This window comes from Streptomyces sp. NPDC059255, from assembly GCF_042752355.1.
Classification (GTDB): Bacteria; Actinomycetota; Actinomycetes; order Streptomycetales; family Streptomycetaceae; genus Streptomyces.
Map to the genome: position 1 here is coordinate 22,537 of NZ_JBHYZP010000017.1, position 24,583 is coordinate 47,119.

The 24,583-nt window shown below is 74.3% G+C and carries 17 protein-coding genes and 1 pseudogene; all 18 read left to right on the top strand.

What is annotated here, in order from left to right; genetic code table 11:
• The first annotated feature begins 225 nt into the window (after positions 1-225).
• The 18 genes and pseudogenes from ACFXKG_RS20570 (at position 226) to ACFXKG_RS20655 (ending at position 24,530) form a co-directional block, all read left to right on the top strand.
• The gene (locus tag ACFXKG_RS20570) at positions 226-753 is read left to right on the top strand and encodes a hypothetical protein (RefSeq protein WP_384840749.1); all 528 of its coding nucleotides are present in this window, start codon (positions 226-228) and stop codon (positions 751-753) included.
• Between the two features lie 133 nt (positions 754-886).
• Complete coding sequence (locus ACFXKG_RS20575) at positions 887-4,450, top strand: CHAT domain-containing protein (RefSeq protein ID WP_384840752.1); 3,564 nt, start codon at positions 887-889, stop codon at positions 4,448-4,450.
• Positions 4,447-5,154, top strand: a complete 708-nt coding sequence (locus ACFXKG_RS20580) for a hypothetical protein (RefSeq protein ID WP_384840755.1) — start codon at positions 4,447-4,449, stop codon at positions 5,152-5,154. The genes ACFXKG_RS20575 and ACFXKG_RS20580 overlap by 4 nt, the downstream gene beginning before the upstream one ends.
• Positions 5,154-5,840 carry an RES family NAD+ phosphorylase gene (locus ACFXKG_RS20585; RefSeq protein WP_384840758.1) on the top strand — a complete coding sequence of 229 codons (687 nt, stop codon included), beginning with the start codon at positions 5,154-5,156 and terminating at the stop codon, positions 5,838-5,840. The genes ACFXKG_RS20580 and ACFXKG_RS20585 overlap by 1 nt, the downstream gene beginning before the upstream one ends.
• Before the next feature lie 103 nt (positions 5,841-5,943).
• Positions 5,944-6,201 (top strand): hypothetical protein, encoded by a 258-nt coding sequence (locus ACFXKG_RS20590; RefSeq protein ID WP_384840760.1) that lies wholly within the window; start codon positions 5,944-5,946, stop codon positions 6,199-6,201.
• On the top strand, positions 6,194-6,964 hold the full coding sequence (locus ACFXKG_RS20595) for a hypothetical protein (RefSeq protein WP_384840763.1): 771 nt from the start codon (positions 6,194-6,196) through the stop codon (positions 6,962-6,964). Before ACFXKG_RS20590 ends, ACFXKG_RS20595 begins: the two co-directional genes overlap by 8 nt.
• A complete protein-coding gene (locus tag ACFXKG_RS20600) occupies positions 6,961-7,857 on the top strand; it encodes a protein phosphatase 2C domain-containing protein (protein WP_384840766.1) in 897 nt (298 codons plus the stop codon). The genes ACFXKG_RS20595 and ACFXKG_RS20600 overlap by 4 nt, the downstream gene beginning before the upstream one ends.
• Positions 7,858-7,859: 2 nt before the next feature.
• On the top strand, positions 7,860-8,939 hold the full coding sequence (locus ACFXKG_RS20605) for a hypothetical protein (protein ID WP_384840769.1): 1,080 nt from the start codon (positions 7,860-7,862) through the stop codon (positions 8,937-8,939).
• 83 nt (positions 8,940-9,022) lie between these two features.
• Positions 9,023-9,736 (top strand): 4Fe-4S single cluster domain-containing protein, encoded by a 714-nt coding sequence (locus ACFXKG_RS20610; protein ID WP_384840771.1) that lies wholly within the window; start codon positions 9,023-9,025, stop codon positions 9,734-9,736.
• Positions 9,733-11,196 carry a hypothetical protein gene (locus ACFXKG_RS20615; RefSeq protein ID WP_384840774.1) on the top strand — a complete coding sequence of 488 codons (1,464 nt, stop codon included), beginning with the start codon at positions 9,733-9,735 and terminating at the stop codon, positions 11,194-11,196. Before ACFXKG_RS20610 ends, ACFXKG_RS20615 begins: the two co-directional genes overlap by 4 nt.
• Positions 11,193-13,346 (top strand): AAA family ATPase, encoded by a 2,154-nt coding sequence (locus ACFXKG_RS20620; RefSeq protein WP_384841149.1) that lies wholly within the window; start codon positions 11,193-11,195, stop codon positions 13,344-13,346. Before ACFXKG_RS20615 ends, ACFXKG_RS20620 begins: the two co-directional genes overlap by 4 nt.
• Positions 13,343-15,424, top strand: coding sequence for an Hsp70 family protein (locus ACFXKG_RS20625; protein ID WP_384840776.1), 2,082 nt, complete (start codon positions 13,343-13,345; stop codon positions 15,422-15,424). The genes ACFXKG_RS20620 and ACFXKG_RS20625 overlap by 4 nt, the downstream gene beginning before the upstream one ends.
• Positions 15,424-16,614, top strand: coding sequence for a hypothetical protein (locus ACFXKG_RS20630; protein ID WP_384840779.1), 1,191 nt, complete (start codon positions 15,424-15,426; stop codon positions 16,612-16,614). Before ACFXKG_RS20625 ends, ACFXKG_RS20630 begins: the two co-directional genes overlap by 1 nt.
• On the top strand, positions 16,611-19,109 hold the full coding sequence (locus ACFXKG_RS20635; RefSeq protein WP_384840782.1) for a GTPase-associated protein 1-related protein: 2,499 nt from the start codon (positions 16,611-16,613) through the stop codon (positions 19,107-19,109). Before ACFXKG_RS20630 ends, ACFXKG_RS20635 begins: the two co-directional genes overlap by 4 nt.
• A 6-nt stretch (positions 19,110-19,115) precedes the next feature.
• Positions 19,116-20,666 carry a hypothetical protein gene (locus ACFXKG_RS20640; RefSeq protein ID WP_384840785.1) on the top strand — a complete coding sequence of 517 codons (1,551 nt, stop codon included), beginning with the start codon at positions 19,116-19,118 and terminating at the stop codon, positions 20,664-20,666.
• A 152-nt stretch (positions 20,667-20,818) separates the two neighbouring features.
• A complete protein-coding gene (locus tag ACFXKG_RS20645) occupies positions 20,819-21,898 on the top strand; it encodes a macro domain-containing protein (RefSeq protein ID WP_384840787.1) in 1,080 nt (359 codons plus the stop codon).
• A 528-nt stretch (positions 21,899-22,426) separates the two neighbouring features.
• Positions 22,427-23,229: pseudogene (locus tag ACFXKG_RS20650) on the top strand (hypothetical protein); the annotation flags it as partial.
• 272 nt (positions 23,230-23,501) lie between these two features.
• Positions 23,502-24,530 (top strand): alcohol dehydrogenase catalytic domain-containing protein, encoded by a 1,029-nt coding sequence (locus ACFXKG_RS20655; RefSeq protein WP_384840790.1) that lies wholly within the window; start codon positions 23,502-23,504, stop codon positions 24,528-24,530.
• Positions 24,531-24,583: the final 53 nt, after the last annotated feature.

Consider the following 24,583-nt stretch of genomic DNA (forward strand, 5'->3'; position numbering starts at 1 on the left):
TGAGACGACCGGAAATCGGCCGGGCGACGCCCCGGGGCGCGGTGCGGAGTCCTGAGCGTCCCGATGCCCGGGTGGTCGGAGGCGGGGCGAACACCGGTCGTCGTCCGGGCCGGGTGTTCACCCCGGAGGGGCCCCGCTGCTTCGATGGCGGTGTGCGGGAACGGCGGAGCGCACGGAGCAACGGCGAAGTGGCCGAAGGCTGGAGGACAGGTGGACCTCGGTGGCGTGACCGCTCCGGTGGCCGCGGTCGTCGGAGTCGTCGGAACGCTGCTGTCCGCGCTGCTGACCCAGCGCGCGGCGGACCGCGGCCGGCGGCGCGAGCAGGAGCGCGCGGAGCGGCTGCGGGAACGGCGCGGTGAGGTCCAGGAACGGTGGGTCTGCTACGTGGCGCTCAACACCGCGGGCCGGCAGTATCTGGCCGCGCTCACCGACCAGTTGCACGCACTGGGACGCGCGGAGGAACTGGGTTCGGTACGGCAGCGGCTGACCGAGGCGCGGGACCGGTACCGGGACGTGTACGCGGAGGCCCAGATGCGGTTGCCGCAGCGGGTGCTGGAGCACGCGGGCCGCGTCAGCCACGGCCTGGGCACGGTGTACGGCATGGTCCGGCGGCTGGACGCCGGAGTCCCGAGACAGGGGGACGTGCCCGCCGCCGTGCAGGCGGGGATCGACGCGCTGTGGGAGCGGTTGCGGGAGATGCGGCGCGAGATGCGAGCCGATCTGGGCGTGTCCCGGGCGGATTCCGGGCGTTGAGCACGGAATACGGGCGGAACGGCCACCGGGGGCGAGACGGGTCGGCATAGTACGGATCGGCGGGGCGGTGGCCGGTGGGGTGGGCCGATGCCCGTACGTGATCGAGGTAGGCGAGCGGGGGAGGCAGGTGCCGATGGGCGACGAGGAGACCGGCGGTGTTCTGGGCCTGCGTGTCTGGGCGGCGGACGCGATGGGGCGGGCGCGGCGGTTGGTGCCGGGCGCGGCGGCCGGTGCGTCGCCGCCGGACCACGACGCGGCCGTCGCCGAACTCGACGGCCTGGTCCGTCTCCTGCACCACGATCCAAGCCTGCGCGGTGCGGTGAGCGTGTGGCTGGCAGGCGCGCTGACGCTGCGACACACGGCGGGGGGCGGTGCGCCGGCCGACCGGGAGCGCGCGGAGCGGCTGCTGCGGGACGCACGGGACGGGCGGACGCCGCTGGGCGCGGCGGTGAGCGACGAGGACCGGCGGTGGGCGGCGCTGTTCCTGCTGCCGCATGTGGTGCCGCTGTGGCCGGGGCAGGTCGCGCCCGGGGCGCTCCCCGACCTCTCCGCCCTCCTGGAGTGGGTCGTACGGGTGGGCCCCGCCGGGATGGCGGCCGCGGCGGCGGAGGCCGAGGCGCTGACGGCGGAGGTGACGGAGCTGCCGCTGCCGCCCGCGTTCCTGGACGAGTTGCGCCGGATGCGGGGCCTTCTCGACCTGCCCGCCGGTGCCGGGCTCACCGGCCTGCTGACGGGCATGTCGTCCGGCGGAACACCGGTGGACGACCGGATACGGCACCTGATGAAGCACCTGTTCGGCTCCCACGGCACCCCTTCGACGCCACACGCGGGCACCTCTCGTACGGGCACCTCTCGTACGGGCACCTCCGGTACGGGCGCTTCCGGCATGGGCACTTCCGGCATGGGCGATCCGGGTGGTGGGTCCGGCGGGAACGGGCGCCCGGACGGGGGCGGGCCGGGGGCCGGGGGGAACGGGGCGGACGGGCGGGGAGGAGAGCCCGGCGCCGGTGAGTCCCCGCCCCCGCGGCCCTCGCTCGGCCTCGATGACATGCGCCGGCTCACCGCCGCGCTGGGGGTGGTCGCCGAGACCACCGCCGGGCTCGACCACGCGCTGAGGGACGGCGGCCCCGAGGCGCTCGACCGACTGCTCGCCCGGCTGGGTTCGGTCCAGGACACGCCGCTGCCCGGCCTGGACACGGCGCCCGCGACGGAGAGCCTGAGAGCGCTGCTGCTCGCCGTCAGCCCCGCCGTCGGCGGTACCTTCCAGGACCGGTCGGCGGGCCGGGCCCACCTCGACACGGTCGTGGCGCACCTGGAGAGCATCGCCGAGTCGCCGCCCCCGGGGACGGGCGACCCGTCCGTGCTGGGCCGCGCGTTCGCGACGTTCAGCCGGATTCTCGAAGCCGGGGAGACGGAGGACGCCGAACGCCTCCGCGAACTCGTCGAGGAGGCCGAGGCACTGGAGCGGACCGTACCCGAGGATCACCCGTACCGCTTCGCGGTACTCTCCTGCCTCGGCGCCGCCTACGGTCGGCTCGGTGCCGTCACCGGCGACACGGAGATGGTCCTGCGCTCCCTGCCGTACACCGAGCAGGGCATCACCGGTGCCAAGGACACCGGGCTGCCGTTCGCCGGCGGACCGTCCCTGCCCGACGTACCGATGCCGGACCTCGGTCTGCTCCGCGCGGGCCTCGCCGGCGAGCGGGTGGCGGTGCCCGGGGATCTCCCGCCCGCGCCCCCTGAGGGCGCCTCGGTGGAGGAACTCGACGCCCACGCCGCCTCCCTGGGCATGCGCCTCTCCCACACCCGGGACCCGGCCACCCTCGACGCCCTGATCCACGTGCTGGAGCGGATCCGCGCAGAGGTCCGGCAGGGCAGGGGACAGCGGATCGCCGCCGACGCGCTGTGGCGCCTGGCCGAGGCGTACCACCTGCGCCGGGTGCTGAGGGAGGACACGGAGGACACCGCCTGCGTGGACGCCGCCGAGGAGGCCCTGACCGCGCTCGCCGACGACGTCCTCCTGCAGACCGGGGCGGAGCACGGACTGCTGGCGGCCCGCTCCGGAGCCAGCCGCGGCCTGCGGGCCGCCCGCTGGGCGCTCACGCTCGGGCGGGTGCACGAGGCCTTGGCCGCTCTGGAACTGGGCCGGGCCCTGGTACTGCAGGCGGCCGCCACCTCGTCGGCCGTGCCCGAACAGCTCGCCGCGGCCGGACACCACGATCTCGCCGAGACCTGGCGGGCGGCCGGCTCGCGTGGCGCCGGGCCCGCCGAGGAAGCAGGCGTACCCCGCGAACTGCCCAGTTCGCTGCGCCGCCGGGCCCTCGAAGCCCTCGGTCACCGGCAGGGGGACGGCGGCTCGCCCGCCACCCCCACGCTCGCCGAACTCGCGGACGCGGTCGCCGAGGCCGGCGCGGACGTCCTCGTCTACCTGATCCCCGGCGAGGGCGAGATGCCCGGGATGGTGATCGCGGTCGGGCGCGACCTCGGCGCCGGAGTGGGCGCGCTGCCTCTGCTGTCCGAGGCCGGGAGCGGTCCACTGGAAAGCTACATCGACGCGGCGGACGCCCGCGGCCACGGCCCGGACCGCGACCCGGCCGCCGAGCGGGCCTGGGAGGACGCCCTCGGAACGCTGTGCGACTGGGCGTTCCAGGTGCTCGGCCCGGTCCTCGCCGGCCTGGAGGAGCGGCTCATGGCCGCCGGAGGCGTCGACGGCCGGCCGCTGCGGGCCGTCCTGGTGCCCTGCGGACGCCTCGGCATCGTTCCCTGGCACGCCGCGCGCTTCCCGGGCGACGCGCCCCGCCACCTGTGCGAGACGGCGGTCATCAGCTACGCCGCGTCCGGCGGCCAGTTCCTGCGCACGGTGCGGCGCGCGCCGCGCGACCCGGCGGCCGCCCCCGTCCTGGTGGCCGACCCGACCATGGACCTGGTCCATGCCGACGTCGAGGTCAGAGCCTTGCGGGACGCCTTCTACCCGCGGGCACTGCTGTGCGGGGAGGTCTTCGACGAGCCCAAGGAGCGGCTGGCCGCCGCGACGCCCGACGAGATCCTCGCGCGGCTCGCGGGCGGAGCCTCGCTGCTCCACGTGGCCACGCACGGATCGGCGGGCACGCGGCCCACGGTCTCGGCCCTGCGCCTCGCCGCCCCCGACGGCGCCGAGGGCGCCTCCGCAGACGAGGCCGTGACGGACGCCGCACCGGGTCCCGGCTCACTGACGGTGACCCGGTTGCTCGACCGCACGGACCCCCGGCACGGCCCGGCGGACGGCGCGCCGGACGGCCCGCTGGTCGTGCTGAGTGCCTGCGAGACCGACCTGAGCAACCGCGACCACGACGAGGCGCTGACGCTGACCACGGCCTTCGTCTCCGCCGGAGCGCGGGACGTGGTCGGATCGCGCTGGACGACGGTGGACAGCGCCTCGGCGCTGCTGATGGCGGTCTTCCACCACCACCTGACCGTCGACGGGCTCAGCCCCGTCGACGCGCTCCGGGCGGCGCAGCTGTGGATGCTCGACCCGCACCGCGAGAACCCGGGCTCGCTCGGCGGCGAGCTGCTGCGGGAGATGGAACGCCCCGGGCTCGACCGCGTTCCGCTGTGGGCGGCCTTCGTCCACCAGGGACATCCGGGCCCGAAGGAAGCGAGGACACGGAACATGACGGACGGTACGACACACGGCCCGACAGAAGGGGGGAACACGTGAACGACGACGGTACGGGTGCGAGCCGCGGTGGAACGGAACGGCTGCTCGCTCTGATCGGCGAGCACCGGGACACCGTCAGGGACGCGCTCGACGACGAGGAGTACGCGCTGCTGCTCGCCAGACTGGCCGCTCTCGCCGACGCGGCGTCCGACGACACGAGGGCGGTCCGCCGAGCACTGCAGGGCGTACGCCTGGCGCTGCTGCCGCTGCCACTGGACCATCCGGTGCGCGTCGCGCTGGACTCCGTACGCCTGGTCGCGGCGCCACCCGGCCCGTCCGCCGTGGCGGGAGCACGGGAGCTGATGGCACGTCTGGTGATTCCGGAGCCGTCCCCCGGCACCGCGGACGGAGGTGCCGACGGCGACAGCGCGCAGGACCAGCTCCTGAGGGCGCCGGCCCTCTCCGGCGACGAGGCGCGGGCCCGGTGCGGCGACACGGCACCGCCCCCCGAGCTGATCAGACTGACGGACGCCGGGGGCGGCGACCGCTACCCGGAGTTCCAGTTCGGTACGGGAGACGGCAGCCCCTGCGCGGTGGTCCTTGAGGTCAACCGCGTACTCCTCGCCGACATCGACCCCTGGGGCGCCGCCGCCTGGTGGCTCAGCGGGAACAGCTGGCTGGGCGGAACCCCCGCGTCGCTCCTCGGCAGGCTGTCCGACCGGGAACTGGTCGGCGCGGCCACGGCCCTGGCGGAGGGAGACTGATGAACAGCTTCTTCCCCATGACACCGCTGGAGCTGTCCCCCAACCGGCTGGTGGTCCCGGCGGGCACGGAACTGTGGCGGGTGCACAAGTCCACGTACGCGCCGGACGAGTTCAACCCGACCCTCGCGGACGTCCACGACCACCGCGCGGGCAGCCGCTTCGACGGCACGGCGCTGGATCCGTACCACTCCCTGTACCTGGCGGCCGACCCGACCACGGCCCTCGCCGAGAGCGTGCTGCGGTCGCGGCCCTACGACCCCCGTTACAGCATGCGCTACATCCCCTGGATCACGGTACGGGGGCGGTCGTTGAGCGCCCTGCGGACCAGGTGTGACCTGAGCCTGGTCTCGCTCATCGAGGAACGGGACCTGGCCGCAGTCTGCCAGGACTCCACGCTCCTGGAGGACGAGCGCAACTATCCGCAGGCCAGGCGGTGGGCGAGCGAGATCCGCGCACAGACGCCCGACATCGTCGGCCTCGTCTGGCAGTCCCGGCGCAACCGGCCCGAGCACGCCCTGGTGCTCTTCCACGACCGGTTCGGTGACTGCGGTGGCTGCGACGGCAAGCCGCTGGAAGTACTGCTGGACGGCGGGATCGCGGATCTCGGCTCCGACGCCGGAATGGACCGGGCGAACGAGCTTCTCGAACTGCTCCGGTCGGAGATCTCCCGGCCGGTCCGCCCGTAACGAGGTCCAGGAGGGCGGTACAGGAAGTGCGGCAGAACGTGTGGAAGCGGCTGATTTCCGCTGGAACAGGGATAACTGACACCCGCTCACCTGACGTCGGCACATGAACGGCGGGATGCGGGAGTGGGCTCTCGGGGCGCGGGGCCGGATCGTCACCTGGCCGGCACCGGACGCGTACGTACTGGTCGAGGGCGTGCTGCTGCGCATGGGCACGGACACCCCGGGGATGGCACCGGGAACGGAGGTCGTCGTGGGCCACGACGCCGAGGGGCGGACTCTCGTCGCGCACGGGACCACCCCGGGGGAGCGAGAGGACGGGGGACCGGGGATGCGTGAGGACGGGTGGCCTGGCGATGAGTGAGTACGGCATGGGGTTCGCGGAGGGCTACGACGAACGGCAGCCCGTCGTCCTGCTCCTCGACACCTCCGCCTCCATGGGGCGCCCCGCCCACAGCCCGCGCATCGACGAGCTCAACGACGCGCTCGAGCGCTGGTTCGACGGGGTCAGGGCGGAGCCGCGGCTGCGCGCACGGGTGGAGGTCTGCCTGATCGGCTTCGACTCACAGGTGCGGGTCTTCGACCCCGTACGGGAGGTGCTGGTGCCGGTCGGGGAGGCCACGGTCGACCGGCTCTTCGTACCGGTGGACCGGATGCGCCCGCCTCGGCTGGAGGCCGCCGGGCTCACCCGCATGACGGAGGCCGTGGAGACCGCGCTCACCCTCGCCGGGGAGCGCTACCGGGCGCTGCAGGCCCGGCGTGTCCAGGTGCGGCGGCCGTTCCTGTGGGTGCTGACGGACGGCGCTCCGAGCGACGCCGACGGACGGCGGATGGAGCCCGCCGCCCTGGCCGGTACGGCCGAGAAGGTGCGCCGCGGTGAGGAGCGGGGCGAATGCGTCCTCCAGGCCATCGGGGTGCGCGGCGCCGACCTGGAACTGCTCCGCGTCCTCGCGCCGAAGGCCGCACTGATGCTGGAGGGCCTGGATTTCGGACAGATCCTCGACCTGCTGTTCCAGAGCTCGGACCGGATCGGCGCGGTCCAGGCCGCCGACGAGATCCATGGCCAGGTGGCCGACCTGGCGGAACGGCAGCGGAGGCTGCGACAACTTGAGGAGAAGTACCGGTGATCGTCGCGGGGGCGGCCGTGCAGGGCACCGGGCACCTGGCGGCGGGGCAGGGCTGCCAGGACGCCTTCAAGGCGGTCGGTCCGGGCGCCGCGACGGTGCTCTCCGTCGCGGACGGCGCCGGTGGCCGGGAGCGCAGCGCGCTCGGCGCGCACATCGCCGTCGACACGGCCTGCCGCGTGCTGGCCGAGGACGTGCCGGACGCCGGGGACTCCCCGGAGACATGGACACGATGGACCGCCGCGGCCGGCGCCCGGGTGGTCGCGGAGTACCTGCGGACGGTGACGGCCCTGCTGGAGACGACGGTTCCGGCGCACCCGGCCGGCCCGGCGCACCCGGCGGACTCGCCGCACGCCGACGTCGGCGCCCTCGCCGCCACCCTGGCCGCGGCGGTCGTCCGGCCCCCGTGGGTGGCGTTCGTCTCGGTCGGTGACTGCTTCGGCACGGTGCTCACCCGCGAGACCCCCGGCGCGGGTGCCGGTGACGGTCCCGGCCGTGGAGCCCCTGCCGGTACGGACACCGGTCGCGGTTCCGGGACCGAGCGGTGCCATCTCGTCCTGCCGCCGCCCGGGCCCGGGAGCCCCGGGACCGTCTTCCTCTCCTCGCCCGGCGCCGCCCTGCGCGTGCGCTCGTTCGTGGTGTGGGAGCCGGAGCTCAGCGGAGTCGTCCTGGCCACCGACGGCTGCGCCGCGCTGACCCTCGACCATCCCTCGGTACGCGGACTTCCCCCGGAGGCGGGACCGTTGCCGTCCGCACGGTTCTTCTGCGGGCTCGCCGCCACCCTCCGCGCCAACGGGGGCGACGCCGAGCCCCTGCGTGCCCTGCTCTCCGGACCGGGGGCCGCCCGCACCGGCGACGACCTGACCGTGCTGTGCGCCCTGGTCGACGGGGAGTGACGATGGCTCTCACGGTGGTGACCGGCACCGGACGCGAGTGGCGCCTGACCGAGCGGATCGGCAGCGGCTCGGAAGGTGTCGTGTACGGCGTCGACGACGCCCGCCCGCTGGTGGCCAAGCTCGTCCTCGACCCGCCCGACCCCGCGGCCTACCGTCGCCGTATAGCCCGGCTGGTCCGGCAGCGCCGCGAGCCGCGCACGGTGCGGCTGCTCGCCGCGACGCCGCCGAGGGCCGCCTGGCCGATGGTCGGGGTACGCACCGCGAGCCCGGGCGCCGACGGGATCGACGGCTACGTGATGACCGACATGCGCCACGCCCACCGGCCGTTCGCCCACTTGCTCACTCCGCTCGCCCGCCACGCTCCGCTGCCCCGCGCGACCTGGGCGACCGCGCTGTCCGTCGCCCGCTCCCTCGCCCGCCTCCTCGCGGATCTGCACACCGAGGGCTATGTGGTGGGCGACCTCAAGCCCGACAACCTCTGGGTGGACGGCCGGGGTGAGATCGGCATGGCGGACGTGGACTCCTGGCAGTTCACGGACGGCGGCGAGCTGTTCCCCGGGCGGATGAGCACCGCCGGCTACACCGCCCCCGAACGGATCGGCGCGCCCGCCGGCACCCCACCGGACCGGAGCTCCGACGACTTCGTGCTCGCGGTCCTCGTCCACCAGTTACTGATGGGCGGACTCCACCCCTTCGCCGGGCACCCCGCGGAGGGCGGCGCCTACCTCTCCTACGACGACAACGTCCTGCACGGGCGGTGCCGCCTCCTCGACCGTACGTCTGTGCTGCTGCCCCGGGCCGTACCACCCCTCGACCTGCTGCCCCGGCGGCTCATGGATCTCCTGCGCGCCGCCTTCGGCGGAAGCCGGCCCACAGCGCAGGCCTGGGCCGAGGCGCTGGCCGCCGAGACGGCCCCGGGACGGCTGCGGACCTGCGCGGCGAACGCCCTGCACGTGCACACGGTGGAGCGGCCCTGGTGCCCCTGGTGCGACCTGGCCGAACGGTCAGGCGGGACGAAGGCCGCCGCCCATTCGGCGACGACGGAGGCGAACGCGGCAGGACCGAGGCGACCGAAGCGATGAGGGAGGCCGGAGTGACGGGGACAACCGGGGCGATGGGGGAGGCCGGAGTGACGGGGACAACCGGGGCGATGGGAGAGGCCGGAGTGACAGAGGTGACCGGGGCGATGGGGGAGGCGGAGGGGACAGGAGAGGCCGGGGCGACGGGGGTGTCCGAGGTGCCGCTGCTCTCCGTGGCCCGCAGGCTCGACCACTGCACCGTCCTCGGCCCGGGGACCCGTGCCGTGATCTGGGTCCAGGGCTGCCCGCTGCGCTGCCGCGGCTGCGTGGCGGCCGAGACGCTGCCCTTCGAGGGCGGCACCGCCTCCACCGTGGACGAACTCGCCGACTGGCTCTGCGGGTTACCCGGTGTGGAGGGCGTCACCTTCTCCGGCGGCGAACCCTTCAGCCAGGCGGCGGCCCTGGCGGCGCTGCTCGACGCCGTGCGCGCGCGCCGGCCCGGCCTCAGCGCCATGGCGTACTCCGGACACCGGTACGAGGCCCTGCGCGAGGGCGGCCCGGACCGGCGCGCCCTGCTGCGGCGCCTCGACCTCCTTGTCGACGGACCCTACGTGGCCGCACGCCACGCCAGTCTGCGCTGGCGCGGCTCGGCCAACCAGCGCATCGTCGCCCTCACCGGCAGCTACGCGCACCTGGCGTCCGAGCCCGACACCAGCGCGGGCGTCGAACTCTCGCTGGAGGCCGATGGATCGCTCTCCTGGGCCGGGGTGCCGCCGACCCCCGGGTTCCGGAAGGGCCTCGAGGAACAACTCGCGGGGCGGGGCTTCGTGCTGCGCACCCAGGCACGGAGGGAAACATGAGCGGATCACCGAAGTACAGCACCGTCACGGTCGCACCCGCCTACCGGCGGCGCGAGGAGCAGCGGCGCCGTGAACAGCGGGAGGCACGCCGCCGACGGGAGGAGCAGCGGGCCAGGGAGCGCGCCGAACTCGCCGCCGGACGGGCTCGGGAGGCGGCCGCCCGCCGGGAGCGGGCCAGGACCGTGGCCGAGCGCACGAAGACCGAGCGGGCGGCCCGCCGGGCCACCGAACGGCAGGCCCACGCCACGGGCCTGGGCCGGGAGCAGGCCGGTGCCGACGTGCGCCGCCTCGACGAGGTACGCGACCTGCTCGGCCGGGTTCGGGCGTCCGACGAGGGCGTACCCGTCGGCGAACTGAACACCCTGGAGGAGCAGCTACGGGCCCTGCGGGGCAGGGTCGGAGGCGTGGAGCAGCTCGGCGGGCCGATCGAGGAACTGCGCGGGCGCGTCGTCCTGTTGAGCAGGCGAGGAGACGACCGCGAGCGGGACACCGACCCCGGCGCCCTCCTGGCCGGCTGCGAGCGCCGGCTCGCGGAGCTGGGACCGGGCGTGGCGGCGCAGGACCCGGAGGGCCGGCAGCGGTGCGTGGAACTGCTCGACCGGCTGCGCGGCCTGTCCGGACCGGACGACCGAACCCGCTTCGAGGCGCTGCTCGGCACGGTGGAACACGCGCTGACCCGGCACGCGGCGACCGCCGCGCAGCGCGTCGAGGACGGACTGCGCCGCGACCGGGAGGCGCGCGAGGCACGGGCCGCGGACGAGGCACGTCACGAGGAACGTGCCGCGGCCGAGGAGGCGGAGCGCGAGCGACTGGCGGCCGAGGAAGAACGCCGCGCGGCGGCGCTCGGCGAGGCGGCCGACCGGCTCGACATCGTCCGGCGGTCCGCGCGCGACGCGGCGGACGAGGCCCGCGAGCTCGCCGACCCGGAACTCGCCGGACGCATCGAGGAGGCTCTGCGCACCGTCACCGCGCCGCTCGGAGCAGGCGCGGCGGACGAGGCCCTCACCGCGGTCGCGGCCCTGGAGGAACTGCTCCCGGAGGCGGAGGCCCGGCTGGACGAACTGCAATTGGCCCATACCCGCAGGATGGATCTCGGGCAGGCACTGCAGGACGCCATGTTCGGCGAGGGGTTCGCCTTCCTCGGCGGCGAGGACCAGGGCGAGCGACTCGTCCTGCGCTTCGAGCGGCCCAGCGGCGCGAGCTACGAGACGACCATCGCCACGGACACCGGCGGCACACCCGTACTCGTCTACCACGTGGACGGCGAGCCCGACGTGACCCTGGAGCCCGCGCCCGAGGGCGCGGTCTGTGACCGCACGGAGGACCTCCTGGAGCGGGTGCACGAGGTGGTCGGCGGGCAGGACGGATTCCTCCCCGGTGAACTCACCTGGCAGGGCAAGCCCCCGTCCCGGCAGACCAAGCGGCTGCCGGGCACCGAGGAGTGGCGGTGGACGCGGTGAGCACGGTCGACCGGGGGAAGCGGGCGAACGGCGTCGGCGGCACGGGCGCGTGGCCGGCCGCACGCCCGGCGCACTCGGGTGACACGGCCCGGGAAGGCGAGCCGGCCGCCGCGGACGGCATGATGCCGCTGTGGGCCGTCTCCCTCGGGTGGGAGCTGCGGCGCGGGCGCCAGGTGATCCTGAACGGGCAGATCAGGGACCGCTGGTGGTTCGAGGACCGGCCCGCGTCCTTCCGGCAGGTCGTCGCCGGAACGCTGGAGACACGCGGCGCGGAGGTGGTCGGCTGGTGGGACCCGGTCGCCGGGCTCACCTTCCCGCTGCGCGGCCATGCCGAACGCTTCGACCGCCTGAACTCCGGTCCTCCCGCCGCCGATGGCGCGCGCGGCGCCACCACGCCGCCGGTCACCCCACCCGACGGCTCCCGCGGCACCACCGCGCCGGCCGCCCCACCCGACGCCCCGTCCGGTCTGTCCGGGGGACACCGCGGCGTGACACCCGACCCGGCGGACGGGCCGGGCGACCAGGCGCCCCGTACGGCGCATTCCCGGCGCGGTGACGAGCGGCAGCGTGGCCGGGACCGCCTGCTGGCCCCGCGGACACCGGGGCGGCCCCGTACCTTCGACGACGTAGTCGCCACCGTGCACCGCCTCGTCGCCTCGCCCGACGCGGCCACGGCCTTCGTCTTCGAGGACGTCGACCACCACTTCCCGCCCGGCCGGCCCGACGCGGACCTGGGCTATCTGCGGCTGCGTGCCGCGATGACGGACGCCGTGTCCCCGCACACCGCCACCGGACCGGTTCCGCACGCCCGCAACGCCGTTCTCTGCGCGGTGGGCGACGTCGGACGGCTGCCCGGCTGGTTCCACCTGGAGGACCCGCGGATCGCCGCCCTGCACATCGGCCCGCCGGACCCCAGCGAGCGGCGCCTCTGGCTGACCTGGTTGCGACGGCACTTCAACGGCGACCAGGACGCCTCGCGCGCGGATCTGGAGGGCCTCGTCGGCGCGACCGACGGCATGGCGGGCTGGGACATCGAGGCCCTCGCCCGGACCTCGTGGCTGCGCAAGGTGCCCCTGGGCAAGCCGGACAAGCTGCTGGAGCAGCACCGGCTCAACGTGAGCGTCGACCCCTGGACCCAGCTCGACCGGGAGACCGTCGCGGGCGCCGCGGGTGTGCTCGGGGCCCGGGTGGTCGGCCAGTCCACGGCCGTGGACGCCGTGGCGTCGGCCCTCCAGGCCGCCTTCGTCGGCGTCGACTTCGGCAACTCGGGCACCGCCCGGCCCCGGGGCGCGTTCTTCTTCGTCGGACCCACCGGCGTCGGCAAGACCGAACTCGCCAAGTCCGTGGCCGAGTTGATGTTCGGTGATCAGGGCGCCTACGCCCGGTTCGACATGAGTGAGTACCAGCAGGAGCACGCCGCCGAGCGCCTCGCGGGCGCCCCACCGGGCTACATCGGCTACGAGCAGGGCGGCGAGCTGACACGCAGGGTGCAGGAACGGCCGTTCAGCGTGCTGCTCTTCGACGAGATCGAGAAGGCGCACCCCAAGGTCCTGGACAAGTTCCTGCAGATCCTGGAGGACGGGCGGCTCACCGACGGACGCGGTCAGACCGCGTACTTCTCCCAGTGCCTGATCATCTTCACCTCCAACACGGGCGCCGAAGCGGTACAGGACCTGCTGAGCGAGCGCGACGACGAGCTCCCCTACGCCGCGCTGGAGGCACACTTCACCAGGGCGGTGGAGGAGAAATTCCGGCAGATCGGCAGGCCGGAGATCTACGGACGGCTCAAGCCCGGCGTGGTCGTCTTCGACATGCTGCGCCGCGAGCACATCGTCCGGATCGCCGACCGGCTGCTGGGCCAGCTCAGCGAGTCGGTGCGGGAACGGCACCGGGTCGAGCTGGTCCACGACACGGACACCCTGCACCCGTGGATCACCGAGCGGATGTCGGACCCCGAGCACCAGGCGTACGGCGGACGGCAGATCCGCAACGAACTCGAACGGGTGCGCGCGGCCGTCGTGCACCACCTGTTGGAATACCGGCCGGTCCCGGGCACCCGGATCCGGGCCGGCGTCGCGGCCGACGGCACGGCGTGGGTCACGGCCGAGGGGACCGCGCCCACCGCGCGGGAGAGGGGCGGGGAAACATGATCGGCATCGATCTCGGGCACCGTTTCGGACGGGTCGGACGGATCGGCCCCGACGGCGGCCCGGTCGTGGCCGCGACCGGGCTCGACGGCACGGACGGCGTCCTCGATCCGCTGAGGGCGCTGCCTCTGCTGTTCGGCCCCGCCCCGGACGGCACGGCCGCCACCGCGGCGGAACCCGACCGGGAGGCGGTCCTCGGCCTTCCCGCGTCCGGCGGGCGGGAGGACGAGCTGCGGCGCGCGGCCGAGAGCGCCGGGCTGGACGTCGTCCGCGTGGTGCCGGACCCGGTGGCCGTGGCGCTGCACTACGGCGCGGTCTCCGAGGGCGTGGACCGTACGGTGCTGGTTTGTGATCAGGGGGCGACGACGCTGGACCTGACCACCCTCGCCATCACACCCGACCTCACGGTGCGCGTCGTCCGGACTCGCAGTCATCCGCTGGGCGGCGACGACTGGGACGCGGCACTCGCCGCCGGTCTCGCCGGCCGACTGCCGGACGGGGTGGACGCGCGCCGGGCGGCGGAGGCCCTGCGGCGCGCGCTGGGCAGGTCGGACGCGGTCACGGAGACCGTCGCGGACCAGGCAGGGGGCCGGCACCGGCTGACCCTGGACCGCGCCGGCTTCGAGCGGGCCGTGGCGCCGCTGCGGGAACGGGCCCTGGCCGCCGTGACGGAGCAACTGACCACGCCGGGAACGGTGGTGGACACCGTCCTGCTGGCCGGCGGCCTGTGCGCGACGCCCGGGCGGCGGGTGGAGATCGAGGAGCTGCCGGCCGCCCAGGGGCTGACGGTCCGCTGCCATCTGCCCGAACTCGCCGTCGTACGGGGGCTGCTGACGCTGCGCGACTTCGGTGTCCTGCGCATCGTCGACGGAGCCGTGTCAGGCCCGGCCCGGGCGGACGACCGGTACCTGTTGCCGGACACCGCCATCGCCACGGCTCCCGTACCGGACCCCGGGCCGGACCCGGACCCCCGCCCGTGGCACCCACTGCCGGAGGACCCCGAGCCCGCGCACCGGGACGACTCGACCGCCGGCCGTGCCGACGCGGGCCACGCCCCACCCACACCCCTACGGGCCGACCCGGTCGGCCGCCCCCCGAACCCCGACCACTCACATTCGCCCGCGAGTTCGACCCCCCACTCGTCCCAGGCCCCGGACCCACACACGCCCCCGGGCCCGGCCCCCGCCTCGCGCCGGTCGGCCCCGGACACCGGCCCCCGGCCCGCGGCCTCCACGGCCTCCACCTCCTCCACCTCCACCTCCACCACCTCAACCTCCACCGTCCCCGGCCCCCGCCAGGCGCCGGAGGACTCCCCCCTGCCACCGGACGGCCACGAGCCCCCGCCTGACCCGTACGGCTCCCGTACCCCCGGCGCTACCTCCCCCGACCCCGCCGATCCGCTCAGGGACCCGGCCACCGGCCGCGCCACGGATCCGCAGGCATTTCTCGCGGTGCCGGTCGGGCAGCTCCAGGCACTGCGGCGCGGCGGCCACCTCCTCGTCCTGTGGGCCTGGCCCGACGGCGCCCTCAGCTCCCGCGTCCGATGGCGCCGCGAGGGAGGCACCGCGGGGCCGAACGGCATGCCGAGGGACGGCGACATGCTGTGCCGGCGCCGTGTCTACGAGCACGACGGCGGCCTCGAACTGGCCGTCGGCCGGGGCGCGGTCACTCTCACCGTCGAGGCCCTCGTCGCGGACCCCGGCACGGACTGCGAGGGCGCCTCGTCGCTGGTCGTGCCCGCGGAGGCGCCCGTGGTGGAGTACGAGCCGAGCGTGCGCCGGCGCCTCAAGGGCCGGGTCGCGTCGGTCGCCTTCACCTCCGCGACCGGCTGCGATCTGCCCGCCCTGCGCATCGTCCACAGCCTCGGCCGGTTCCGCCCCACGAGTACCGCCGAGGGGACCGTGCTGTACGAGGTGCCCGCGCAGCGACTGCCCGGCGGTACCCCGCTGACCGTGGAGTTCCCGCTGCCCGCCACCCGGGGGCCTTCCTGGCTGGTCTGCTTCCCGGCGGACGGCAACGCCGCCACCGACGCCGCCGTCGACATCCGGCCGACGGCGCTGCACAGACTGCGAGTGACCTGATGGCCAGACGCCTCACCTGCCCGTACTGCTACGAGAGCTTCGCCCCGCGAGAGATCCGCTTCCGCTGCAACAGCCGCCTCAGCCCTACCGGGAAGCAGTGCCCGCGCGTGCGCGACCAGGTGCTGGACGAGCGCAGGGGCCCGCGCCCGAGTCACGAACTCGGCCCGGACTTCGCCGCGGACGGCCGCAAACCGACGGCCCTGTGCCCGGTGTGCAAGGGCGAGAGCACCTACCGGATCTGCCCGGTGTGCCACTCGGAGCTGCCCGTCCAGTTCGGCAGGATCGACAACCGCCTGATCGCCATGGTCGGCGCGAAGGCGTCCGGCAAGACCGTGTACATGACGGTGCTGCTGCACGAGATGCGGAACAGGGTCGGCGAGGCGTTCGGGGCCGCCCTGATGGGCCTCGACGACGCGACGATGCGCCGCTACAGCACCGACTACGAGGACCGCCTCTACCGCGACAACCAGATGTTCCCCGGCACCCAGACCGCCTCCACCAACCTCAACCGCGTGGACCCGCTGGTCTTCCGGTTCAGCATGGGCCGACGCACCCTCCTCGGCGAACGCCCGCAGCACACCGTGTTGTCGTTCTTCGACACGGCGGGCGAGGACTTCAGCTCCCGGGAGAGCGTGGAGCTCAACACCCGCTACCTCACGGGCGCCGACGGCATCATCCTGCTGCTGGACCCGCTGCAGATGCCCGACGCCCGCGACGGCGCCCTGCCGGGCACGCCGATGCCGGGCACCGAGGGATTCGACACACCCATGAACCTCCTCTCCCGCGTCACCGGCCTCCTGCTCGCACCCCGCGGCGGCCGGTCCGCGCAGAAGATCGACACGCCGATCGCGGTGGTCTTCTCGAAGATGGACGCCTTCTGGCACCTCCTGGGCTCCGGCAGCCCGCTGCGCGACCACGCGCCGCTCGGCGCCCGCTTCGACGTGGGCGACAGCCTCAGCGTCCACGAGGAGGTACGCAGGCTCCTCAAGGACTGGGACGGCGTCCAGATCGACCAGCTCCTGGAGAACCACTACACGCGTTACCGCTACTTCGGGGTCTCCGCCCTCGGCCGTAACCCCACCCCCGACGCCCGGGTCGCCCCCACCGGCATCCAGCCCTACCGGGTGGCCGACCCGCTGCTGTGGGTGCTCTCCGAGTTCGGTTCGGTGCCGAAGGCGGGGCGCGGATGACCGGCGAGGCCGCGCCCGGGCCGCCGGCCGGCCCCGCGGCCCACTTCCAGCAGCTGTACTACACCTCGTGCGAGCACGGGCTCACCGGCTTCTCCGGATTCCAGTTCAACGCCGTCAGCCCCAACGTCGGCGTCGAGACCCGCAACGCCGTGGAAGCCCTCGCAGGGTATGAACCGCCGCGCTCCATGGTGGAGTCGGAGACCCCGGAGCTGCTCGAACGCTGCCCGGTCAACCTCTGCTACCGGCCCTACGACCCCCAGGGCCGGACCGCCACCGCGCTGTCCGTGCGGTACGTCGGCCGGGACTCCGCCCGCCGCTTCGGCAACTACTTCGCCCACGCCCTGCACAGCGAGAACTTCCCCGCGGCCTGCGGCGGCATGCTGGGGATCGAGCTGTGGGACTCGCCGGTGTGGACCCGCGCCGCGTCCCCGAGCACCGAGATCCCGGCGCTCGCCGCGACGCCCCCGCGCGGCACGCTCGGCGCCGGGGCGGTGCGCGACTTCGTCCGCGCCCACCCGCACGCGGAGCGGCTGCCGGAGCTGCTGGCCGCCGCGTTCGCCGCGCTCACCGAACACGGCTCGGTCGTGGTGGTCGACGAGTCGACCGACCGGATCGCGCACTGGTTCGCCGCCGTCTCGTACCTGCTGCCGCCCCCGCTCGCCCGCCGTCTCTCCTTCGCCACCTATGTCTTCCGGCCCGCCCGCAGCAGGCTGCACCTGATCGGCACGGTGCCCGAGGCACAGCTCGACTTCGGCACCGACGACGAGGCCGCCTACACCGTCTTCGACTTCTCCCGGGGCCGGTTCCCCCAGGTCGCCGTTCCCCGCCTGGTGCCACTGCTCACCCGGATCGGCGTCGGCTCCGTACGGCCCGTCTGGTCCTGGGCCGCGGACTACGTCCACGGCCGGGAGGAGACACCGGACGACTGGCACGCCCCCGTCGCCGCGGCGGCGGCATCGGGCGGCATCGCCCTCACCGGCGCCGACGTACGCGCGGTGATCGGCTGGCTGGCCGGCGCCGGCCATCTGGGGGCGCGGCGCGCCACCGTCGCCGCCGACCTGCACCGCAAGCACCGGGACCTGGACGACGACCAGTTGGCCACGCTCAGCACCGCCGCGAAGGCCGGCGGAGACCTGTCCACGCACCAGGAGATCGAGGGGAAACTGCACGAGTCCCGGATACGAGCCCACATGACCGGCGCCGAGAACGCCACCGAGCCCGTTCCGCTCACCGGCCCGGCGGAGCGCGACCGGGCCACCGCCCTGTGGGAACGGCTGCTGCGGACCGAGGCCACCACGGCCCGGCAGCGGGTGCGGCTGCTGCTCTGGGCACAGGGCGCCCGCCTCGCACCGGCACCGGACCTCGTCGCACACGAGACGCTCGCCCTGGCCCGCACCCTGCTCGGCTCCACCACCCCCGGCCCCGGTCTGCGGCGCGAGGTGACGGAACTCGTCGGCGGTATGCCGCAGATGCGGGAGGCCCTGGCCGAGGCGGTGCGGGAGGCCCTGGAGAGGCGGGACGGGCAGGAGCAGCTCTTCACGCAGTTCCCCGCCGACCTGCTCGGTGAACGGGACCTGCGGAACCGTCCGCTGCTCCTGGAGTACCACTGGCGGGCCCGGGCCGAACGGGAACCCGCGCGCACGGTCGAGATCATGTTCGCGATCCTGGGGGTCCGCGGCCGGACCTCGCCCGACGCCGAACTGCTGGGCGGCCTGTGGCGGCACTCCTCACGGACCTGGACCCACCGGGAGGCCCTGCGGATCGCCCGCGGGCTGACCGGCTCGGGACACGTGGACGAGGCGGTCGGCGAGTGGTTCGACCGCGCGGTCAGCCAGCGGATCGACGACGAGCCGGACCTGACGGCCTGCCTGGAACTCTGCGAGACGCTCTCCTCACCGGGGTGCTTCGCCTGGCTGCCGCCGGCCGCACAGGAACGCGTGCGGATCATCCTCGAACTGGACCGGGCGCTGCGCGCGGAGCGCGAGGCCACCGAACTGGCCCGCGCGTTCAGGGCCCCGGGCACCGCCCTGTGGGGCGCACCGCAGGCACTGAGGCGGTACCGCCTCGTGCCGGCCATGCTCGCCCTGCCCGCCGACGTCGGCCGGCTCCGCGGCGAGTTCCCGGACTTCGGCCACTCCCTCGCGGAGCAGTACCTGACGGCCGTACGCCGGGCGGCGACCGGCGGCGGACGGATCGACGACATCCTGCTCGGCCACGTCGCCGCCGTGGCCGCGCTGCCCACGTCCACCGGCCGGCTCCCGCAGGCCCAGCAGGAACTCGTCCTCGAGATCCGCGGCCACACCGGCAGGTACTGGCGGACCGCCGACCTGAAGCGACTGGAAGCCGCGGTACGCCCCCACCTCACGCCGCTCGCCGACTACTACCGGGAGTGTGCCGAGGGCCGCCTGAGCGGCACACAGAAGCTGGCCCGCAAGGTGCGGCTGCCCCGCCGCCGCGGCAACGACGGCACCCCGGGCGAGAAGAAGGGACGGTGACATCCGGTGGCCGAGATCATCGCCTGGGTCCTCGTACCGGTGCTCTACCTTGCCGCGCTCAGCGCCTACCTGGTGGTCGTCCCGGCCCTCGTGCTGCTGCGTGGCCTCGCGCTGGCGGCGGAACTCCTCTGGGGCCACGTCCGGCTGCTGATCGGCGTGGTGTACCGGCGCACCCCCGAGTTCCGGACGCTGCCGCCCCACCGTCCGCAGGACGAGGAGGTGAAGGCGTACCGCAACTACTTCTTCGGGCCGGGCTTCCGCGACCTGCGCCAGATGCTCACACTGGAACGGCAGGCGTACGCCCGGACGACCGGTGACTCCTTCCGCGCCGTGACCACCGGGCAGTTCGTCGCCCCGGCACGGCACCGAGCGCTCACCGTGCCGTACGGGCTGACGCTCTACCTGGGCCTGTGCCTGGGCGCCGTTCTGGCGCCGCCCGCGCTCGCCGCGCTGCTGGCGCTGCACGGACTCGTCCTCCTCCTGCTGTCGGCCGGGGCGCGGCTGGTCGCCGGTACCCTGCGGGCCGTCGACCGGGCCGTGCTGTGGGTCAGGCGGCTGCGCGGCGGAATGCTCTGCCCGCACTGTTTCGAACGCGTCCCCTACCCGGCCTACGACTGCCCCCGTACCACCTGCCGGCGCCGGCACGCGGACATCCGGCCGGGCACCTACGGCCTCTTCCGGCGCCGCTGCGCGTGCGGCCAGGGCATGCCCACCCTGCTGATGCTGATGAGCAGGGACGCCCGCCTCCATGCGTACTGCGTACACCCGCACTGCGGGAAGCCGATGAACACGGACGCCGGACACATGCCCGAGCTGGTCCTCCCGCTGATCGGCGGACGGGCCGCCGGCAAGACCCAGCTGATGGCGGCGATGCTCCTGGCCCTGGAGAACGCGGCGTCCGGAGGCGGCCCGGCATTCACCCTCGCCGACGACGACTCGAACGCCAACTACCAGGTGCTGCGCGAGGTACTGCGGATACGGGGCCACACCCTCGCCACTCAGACGGCACTGCCCCGCGCACACTCCTTCGTCCTCGGCACCGGCCGCTCCGAGCGGTTGGTCCATCTCTTCGACACGGCCGGCGAGCGGTTCGTCGACCGCGACGGGACGGACGCCCTGCGCTACGCCCGGGACGCCCGCACCTTCGTCTTCGTCCTGGACCCGATGTCGGTGAAGGCGTTCTGGACCTCACTGGAGCCCGCGCCGGGCCCACTGCTGGACCGTACCCTCGCCTCGACGGTCGACCCGGAAGAGGTCTTCGGCCGGTCCGTCCAGGCGGTGGCCGCGATGGACGCGCCGCTCAAGCGCTCCCGTCTGGCCGTCGCCATCAGCAAGACGGACCTGCTCGCCGAGCACGGCCTGGTGCCCGACCGGCTCGACGACAGCGCCCGCGCCCGCGCCTGGCTCAGCGACGGCCTCGGCCTGCGCAGCCTTGTCCAGGCGATGGAACTGGACTTCCAGGAGGTCCGCTACTTCTGCACGGCCGCGGTCGCCGACGAGAACGGCCAGGTGGACGCCAGCATCGCCCGGTTCGTCGGCTGGTGCCTGCGGGACTGACGAAGGCACCGGTCGACGGCTCGGGCGGACACGGCGGTCGGCTGCTCCGGTGAGTGGGCGGTGGCGTTTCGCGCCGGACGGAAAGCGCCCGCCCCGGCCGGCGCCGGCGGCCCCGCTTGTCCCCGGGCGAAGCGCGATGCCATGGTGAACGCATGGCATTACCCCTTTCTGAGTCCGCGTCACTTCTGGCTGAACTCAGAGAAGTCAGGCGCGCGGGGCTGGTCCGGCTGCGCGGGCGCGCCCTCCCGGCTCTGGAGTCGGCCGCGGAGAAAGCGTTGACCGCGACCGCCGCCCGCAGTCCCGGCGCGTCCGTGGAGGCGCTGCTGCGGCTCGCCGCGTCGCGTCTGGACGCGGGCACGCTGCGCGCCGCCGCCGAATACACCCTGGGGCTGGCTCAGGGCACCCGTGACTGGCCGGCGTCCTCACGCCGCGCCCGGGCGGCCTCGGTGTACGGCGTGAGCGTCGAGCGCTTCCGCAAGGACCACGAGGTGATGGTCCTCGGACAGGTCGCCGAGCACATCCTGCGGCTGGTGTCGCAGGGGACGGAGGCGGGCGGCGCGGAGGAGGGCGAGTGGGGGGTCGGCACCCACCGGTTCGTCCAGGTCCGGGCCGGCGGCCGACCGGCGAGGCTTACCCTCCATATGCACCCCGTGGACCTGCTGCGGGACGTGGACGTGATCGTCTCCCCCGCCAACGTCCACCTCGCGCTCCCCGAGCGGTACAAGTCGTCGGTCGCCGCGTCGCTCCGCCGCGCGGCCGCCGTACGAGGCGTGACCGGTGACGTGCGGGACGACCCGCTCCACGACGAGCTGCGCACATGGGCCGCCCGGCAGGGGACCGCGGGACGCCCGGTGCTGCCCGGCACGGTGGCCGCCACGGGCTCGGGGGCGCTGGCCGGACAGGGGGTGCGGCGGATCTACCACGCCGCGATCGCCGTTCCGCGGGCGGGGACCAACGACTACGACGTGCTCCCCGCCGATGTCACGCGGGCCGTGTCCCGGGCCCTCACACTGCTGGCCGAGGAACACGACCGCTACACGCCGCCGCTGCGCTCGGTGTGCTTCCCCCTGCTCGGCTCGGGGCGCGGCGGGCTGCCGTACCGCGTCAGTCTGGCCGCCGTATGGGCCGCCGTCGAAGCCGAGTTGGCGCGCGAGGCGCCGTGGGATGTGCATTTCGTGGTGCGCGGTGCGGAGGCGGCGGCGCTGGTCGAGCGGATCCCGGCCGGGACGTGACCGGTCCGCGACCGGTGTTCGCCCGGGAGCCCCGGTGGAATGAAGGAACGCCCTTCCGCGCCGCGTGAAGAAGTACGGGGGCGCGGGGGACGCGGAGTGGAAGGGCGGCCGCGAGCAGCCGGAAACCGCACCGCCGCGGAAGCACGGGTGGGATCGGGAGGGCCGGCCGAGGGCGGCCTCCCGGACCGCACGCCCGCCGGAGCGCGACGTCTCCCGTGAGGACCACACCGCCGGGCCGGTCATCCTGTGGAGGTAAACCCGTGGGCCGATGCGGCCCGAGTGGGATGCCTGACAGTGCGACGTCCATGCTTACGGGCCGTCAGACCGGGCTTCGTGACGCATTCGACGTTCAGGAACACTCCGGGGAGGGCCCGTGACCGCCACACCGTTCACCAACCGGGACGGCATGACACGCCGCCGCGTACTGGGCGCCGTGCTCGCGTCCGGGGCCGCCGCCGTGCCGCTCGCCGCCGCGGGGCCCGCCTGGGCCGTCCCGCACCAGGCCCCGGCGACGAGGACCACGTCAACCAGGGGTCCAAGCCCGGCCACGTCGTACGGCACGCGGGCAGGACGGCGCTCTTCACCGACGGCACCGGAGAGGTCAACGTCTGCCGAGGCACACCACGGTGTCGCCGTCGCACTGGCCGACGGTGAACTTCTCAGCACCCTGGGCACCGAGGAAAAGCGGACCGGCGCGCTGGTGCTGGACGAGAACAACAAGGAGATCACCCGCAACGAGAAGTGCCCCCGGCGTGCACGGTGAGGCCGCGGCCCGGAACGAGGCGATCGCCGTCGGCTGCGAGGACGGCGTCCTGATCTACCAGGACGGGAACTTCACCAAGGTCGACGCCCCCGACGACTACGGCCGCATCGGCAGCCAGGCCGGCAGCGACGCCTCCCCGGTCCTCCTGGGTGACTACAAGACCGACCCGGAGGCCGAGCTGGAGCGGCCGACCCGCGTCTCCCTCACCGACACGGAGAAGAAGAGGCTCCGCCTTGTCGACCTGGGCACCAGCTACTCCTTCCGCTCGCTGGCCCGCGGCCCGCGGGGCGAGGCCCTCGTCCTCGGCACCGACGGCGCCCTCCACGTCATCGACCAGAACAGCGGCGAAGTCGAGAAGAGGATCCCCGCCGTGGGCGCGTGGCAGGAGCCGCTGGACTGGCAAGCGGCCCGGCCCACCCTGTTCGTCCGCGACGGCACCGCGTACGTCTCCGACCCCGGCGAGAAGGCCCTGCACGCCATCGACCTCGCGACCGGCAGGAAGACCGCCTCCGTCACCCTGCCGGAGAGCACCAACGAATGGTCAGGCGTCGTCGCGGGACGACACTGACTGCGCGGTCCCTCCGCGGCCGTGACGGCCACGGGGGGACTGTTTCGCGGGTCAACGTGATCCGGAGGTGATCGGGCCCGTACCGGGGACTCACCGTTCCTCGCAGCTCAGGGGCGGTCGGCCGGCGTCGTGGATTGCCGTCGGCCGCTTCCGCCTTGAGAATGGAATTCCGGCGGAACACCGTGGGACGCGACGCGGCCGAGCAGGAGCCTCCCGGAAACAGCCCCCGGGCGGGCCCGCCGGTCCACGGGTACGATTTCCGAGGAGCGCTGATGAAGGATACCTACCGAGCCGCGGAGGTGACCGCTCCGAACGGCACGCTCGAACTCACCGAGCGGAAGCTGCGGCGGACGGATTCCGGTCAGGTCAGGATCGCCGTGGAGGCATGCGGGATCTGTCATAGCGATGCCTTCTTCGTGAGCGGCGGACTACCTGGAGTGTCTTTTCCCGTCGTGCCCGGGCACGAGATCGCCGGGCGCGTCGAGGAACTGGGCGAGGGTGCCGGGGCGCAGGGCCGGCAGGTCGGTGACCGGGTCGCCGTCGGCTGGTTCGGCGGGAGTTGCGGACACTGCAAGCCCTGCAGGCAGGGCGACTTCATCGTCTGCCGGAACCTGAAGGTTCCCGGATGGACGTACGACGGGGGATTCGCCGAGAAGGTGATCGCACCCGTCGACGCACTGGCCCGCATCCCCGACGGGCTGACGGCCTCGGACGCCGGGCCCCTCGCCTGCGCCGGCGTGACGGTCTTCAACGGGCTGCGGCGCAGCTCCGCCCGGCCCGGTGACCTGGTCGCGGTGCTCGGGCTCGGCGGCCTGGGGCACCTCGCCGTGCGGTACGCGGTCGCGATGGGGTTCGAGACCGTGGCGATCGCCCGCGGTCCCGAGAAGGCCGACTTCGCCGAGCGACTCGGTGCTCATCACTACGTGGACAGCACGGCCGGCACCCCGGCAGCCGAGAGCCTGCGGTCCCTCGGCGGTGCCAAGGTCCTCCTGGCGACCGCCGCGAACTCCGAAGCCATCACCTCCGTCGTGAACGGCCTGGCGCCCCGGGGCGAACTCGTGGTCATCGGAGCCGACACCGCACCGCTGGGCATCAACCCGTCCCAACTGCTCTCGGACGCCTATGTCATCAGGGGCCACCCCTCCGGCACCGCACAGGACGTCGAGGACACCATGGCGTTCAGCGTCCTGCACGACATCCGGCCCATGACCGAGCCCGTGCCGCTGGACCGCGCGGAGGAGGCATTCCAGAAGATGCTCGCCGGCAAGGCCCGCTTCCGGATGGTCCTCACGACCGGCTGACCCGGCCGCACGGATCGGGCCGGAGGGTGCGGATCGAGGCCACGGCGAGCTCG

Excerpts from the sequence above, each read along its gene's own strand:
- ACFXKG_RS20575 (WP_384840752.1), top strand. The coding sequence starts at position 887 with ATGGGCGACGAGGAGACCGGCGGTGTTCTGGGCCTGCGTGTCTGGGCG.
- ACFXKG_RS20585 (WP_384840758.1), top strand. The coding sequence starts at position 5,154 with ATGAACAGCTTCTTCCCCATGACACCGCTGGAGCTGTCCCCCAACCGG.
- ACFXKG_RS20590 (WP_384840760.1), top strand. The coding sequence starts at position 5,944 with ATGAACGGCGGGATGCGGGAGTGGGCTCTCGGGGCGCGGGGCCGGATC.
- ACFXKG_RS20595 (WP_384840763.1), top strand. The coding sequence starts at position 6,194 with ATGAGTGAGTACGGCATGGGGTTCGCGGAGGGCTACGACGAACGGCAG.
- ACFXKG_RS20605 (WP_384840769.1), top strand. The coding sequence starts at position 7,860 with ATGGCTCTCACGGTGGTGACCGGCACCGGACGCGAGTGGCGCCTGACC.
- ACFXKG_RS20615 (WP_384840774.1), top strand. The coding sequence starts at position 9,733 with ATGAGCGGATCACCGAAGTACAGCACCGTCACGGTCGCACCCGCCTAC.
- ACFXKG_RS20625 (WP_384840776.1), top strand. The coding sequence starts at position 13,343 with ATGATCGGCATCGATCTCGGGCACCGTTTCGGACGGGTCGGACGGATC.
- ACFXKG_RS20630 (WP_384840779.1), top strand. The coding sequence starts at position 15,424 with ATGGCCAGACGCCTCACCTGCCCGTACTGCTACGAGAGCTTCGCCCCG.
- ACFXKG_RS20635 (WP_384840782.1), top strand. The coding sequence starts at position 16,611 with ATGACCGGCGAGGCCGCGCCCGGGCCGCCGGCCGGCCCCGCGGCCCAC.
- ACFXKG_RS20645 (WP_384840787.1), top strand. The coding sequence starts at position 20,819 with ATGGCATTACCCCTTTCTGAGTCCGCGTCACTTCTGGCTGAACTCAGA.
- ACFXKG_RS20655 (WP_384840790.1), top strand. The coding sequence starts at position 23,502 with ATGAAGGATACCTACCGAGCCGCGGAGGTGACCGCTCCGAACGGCACG.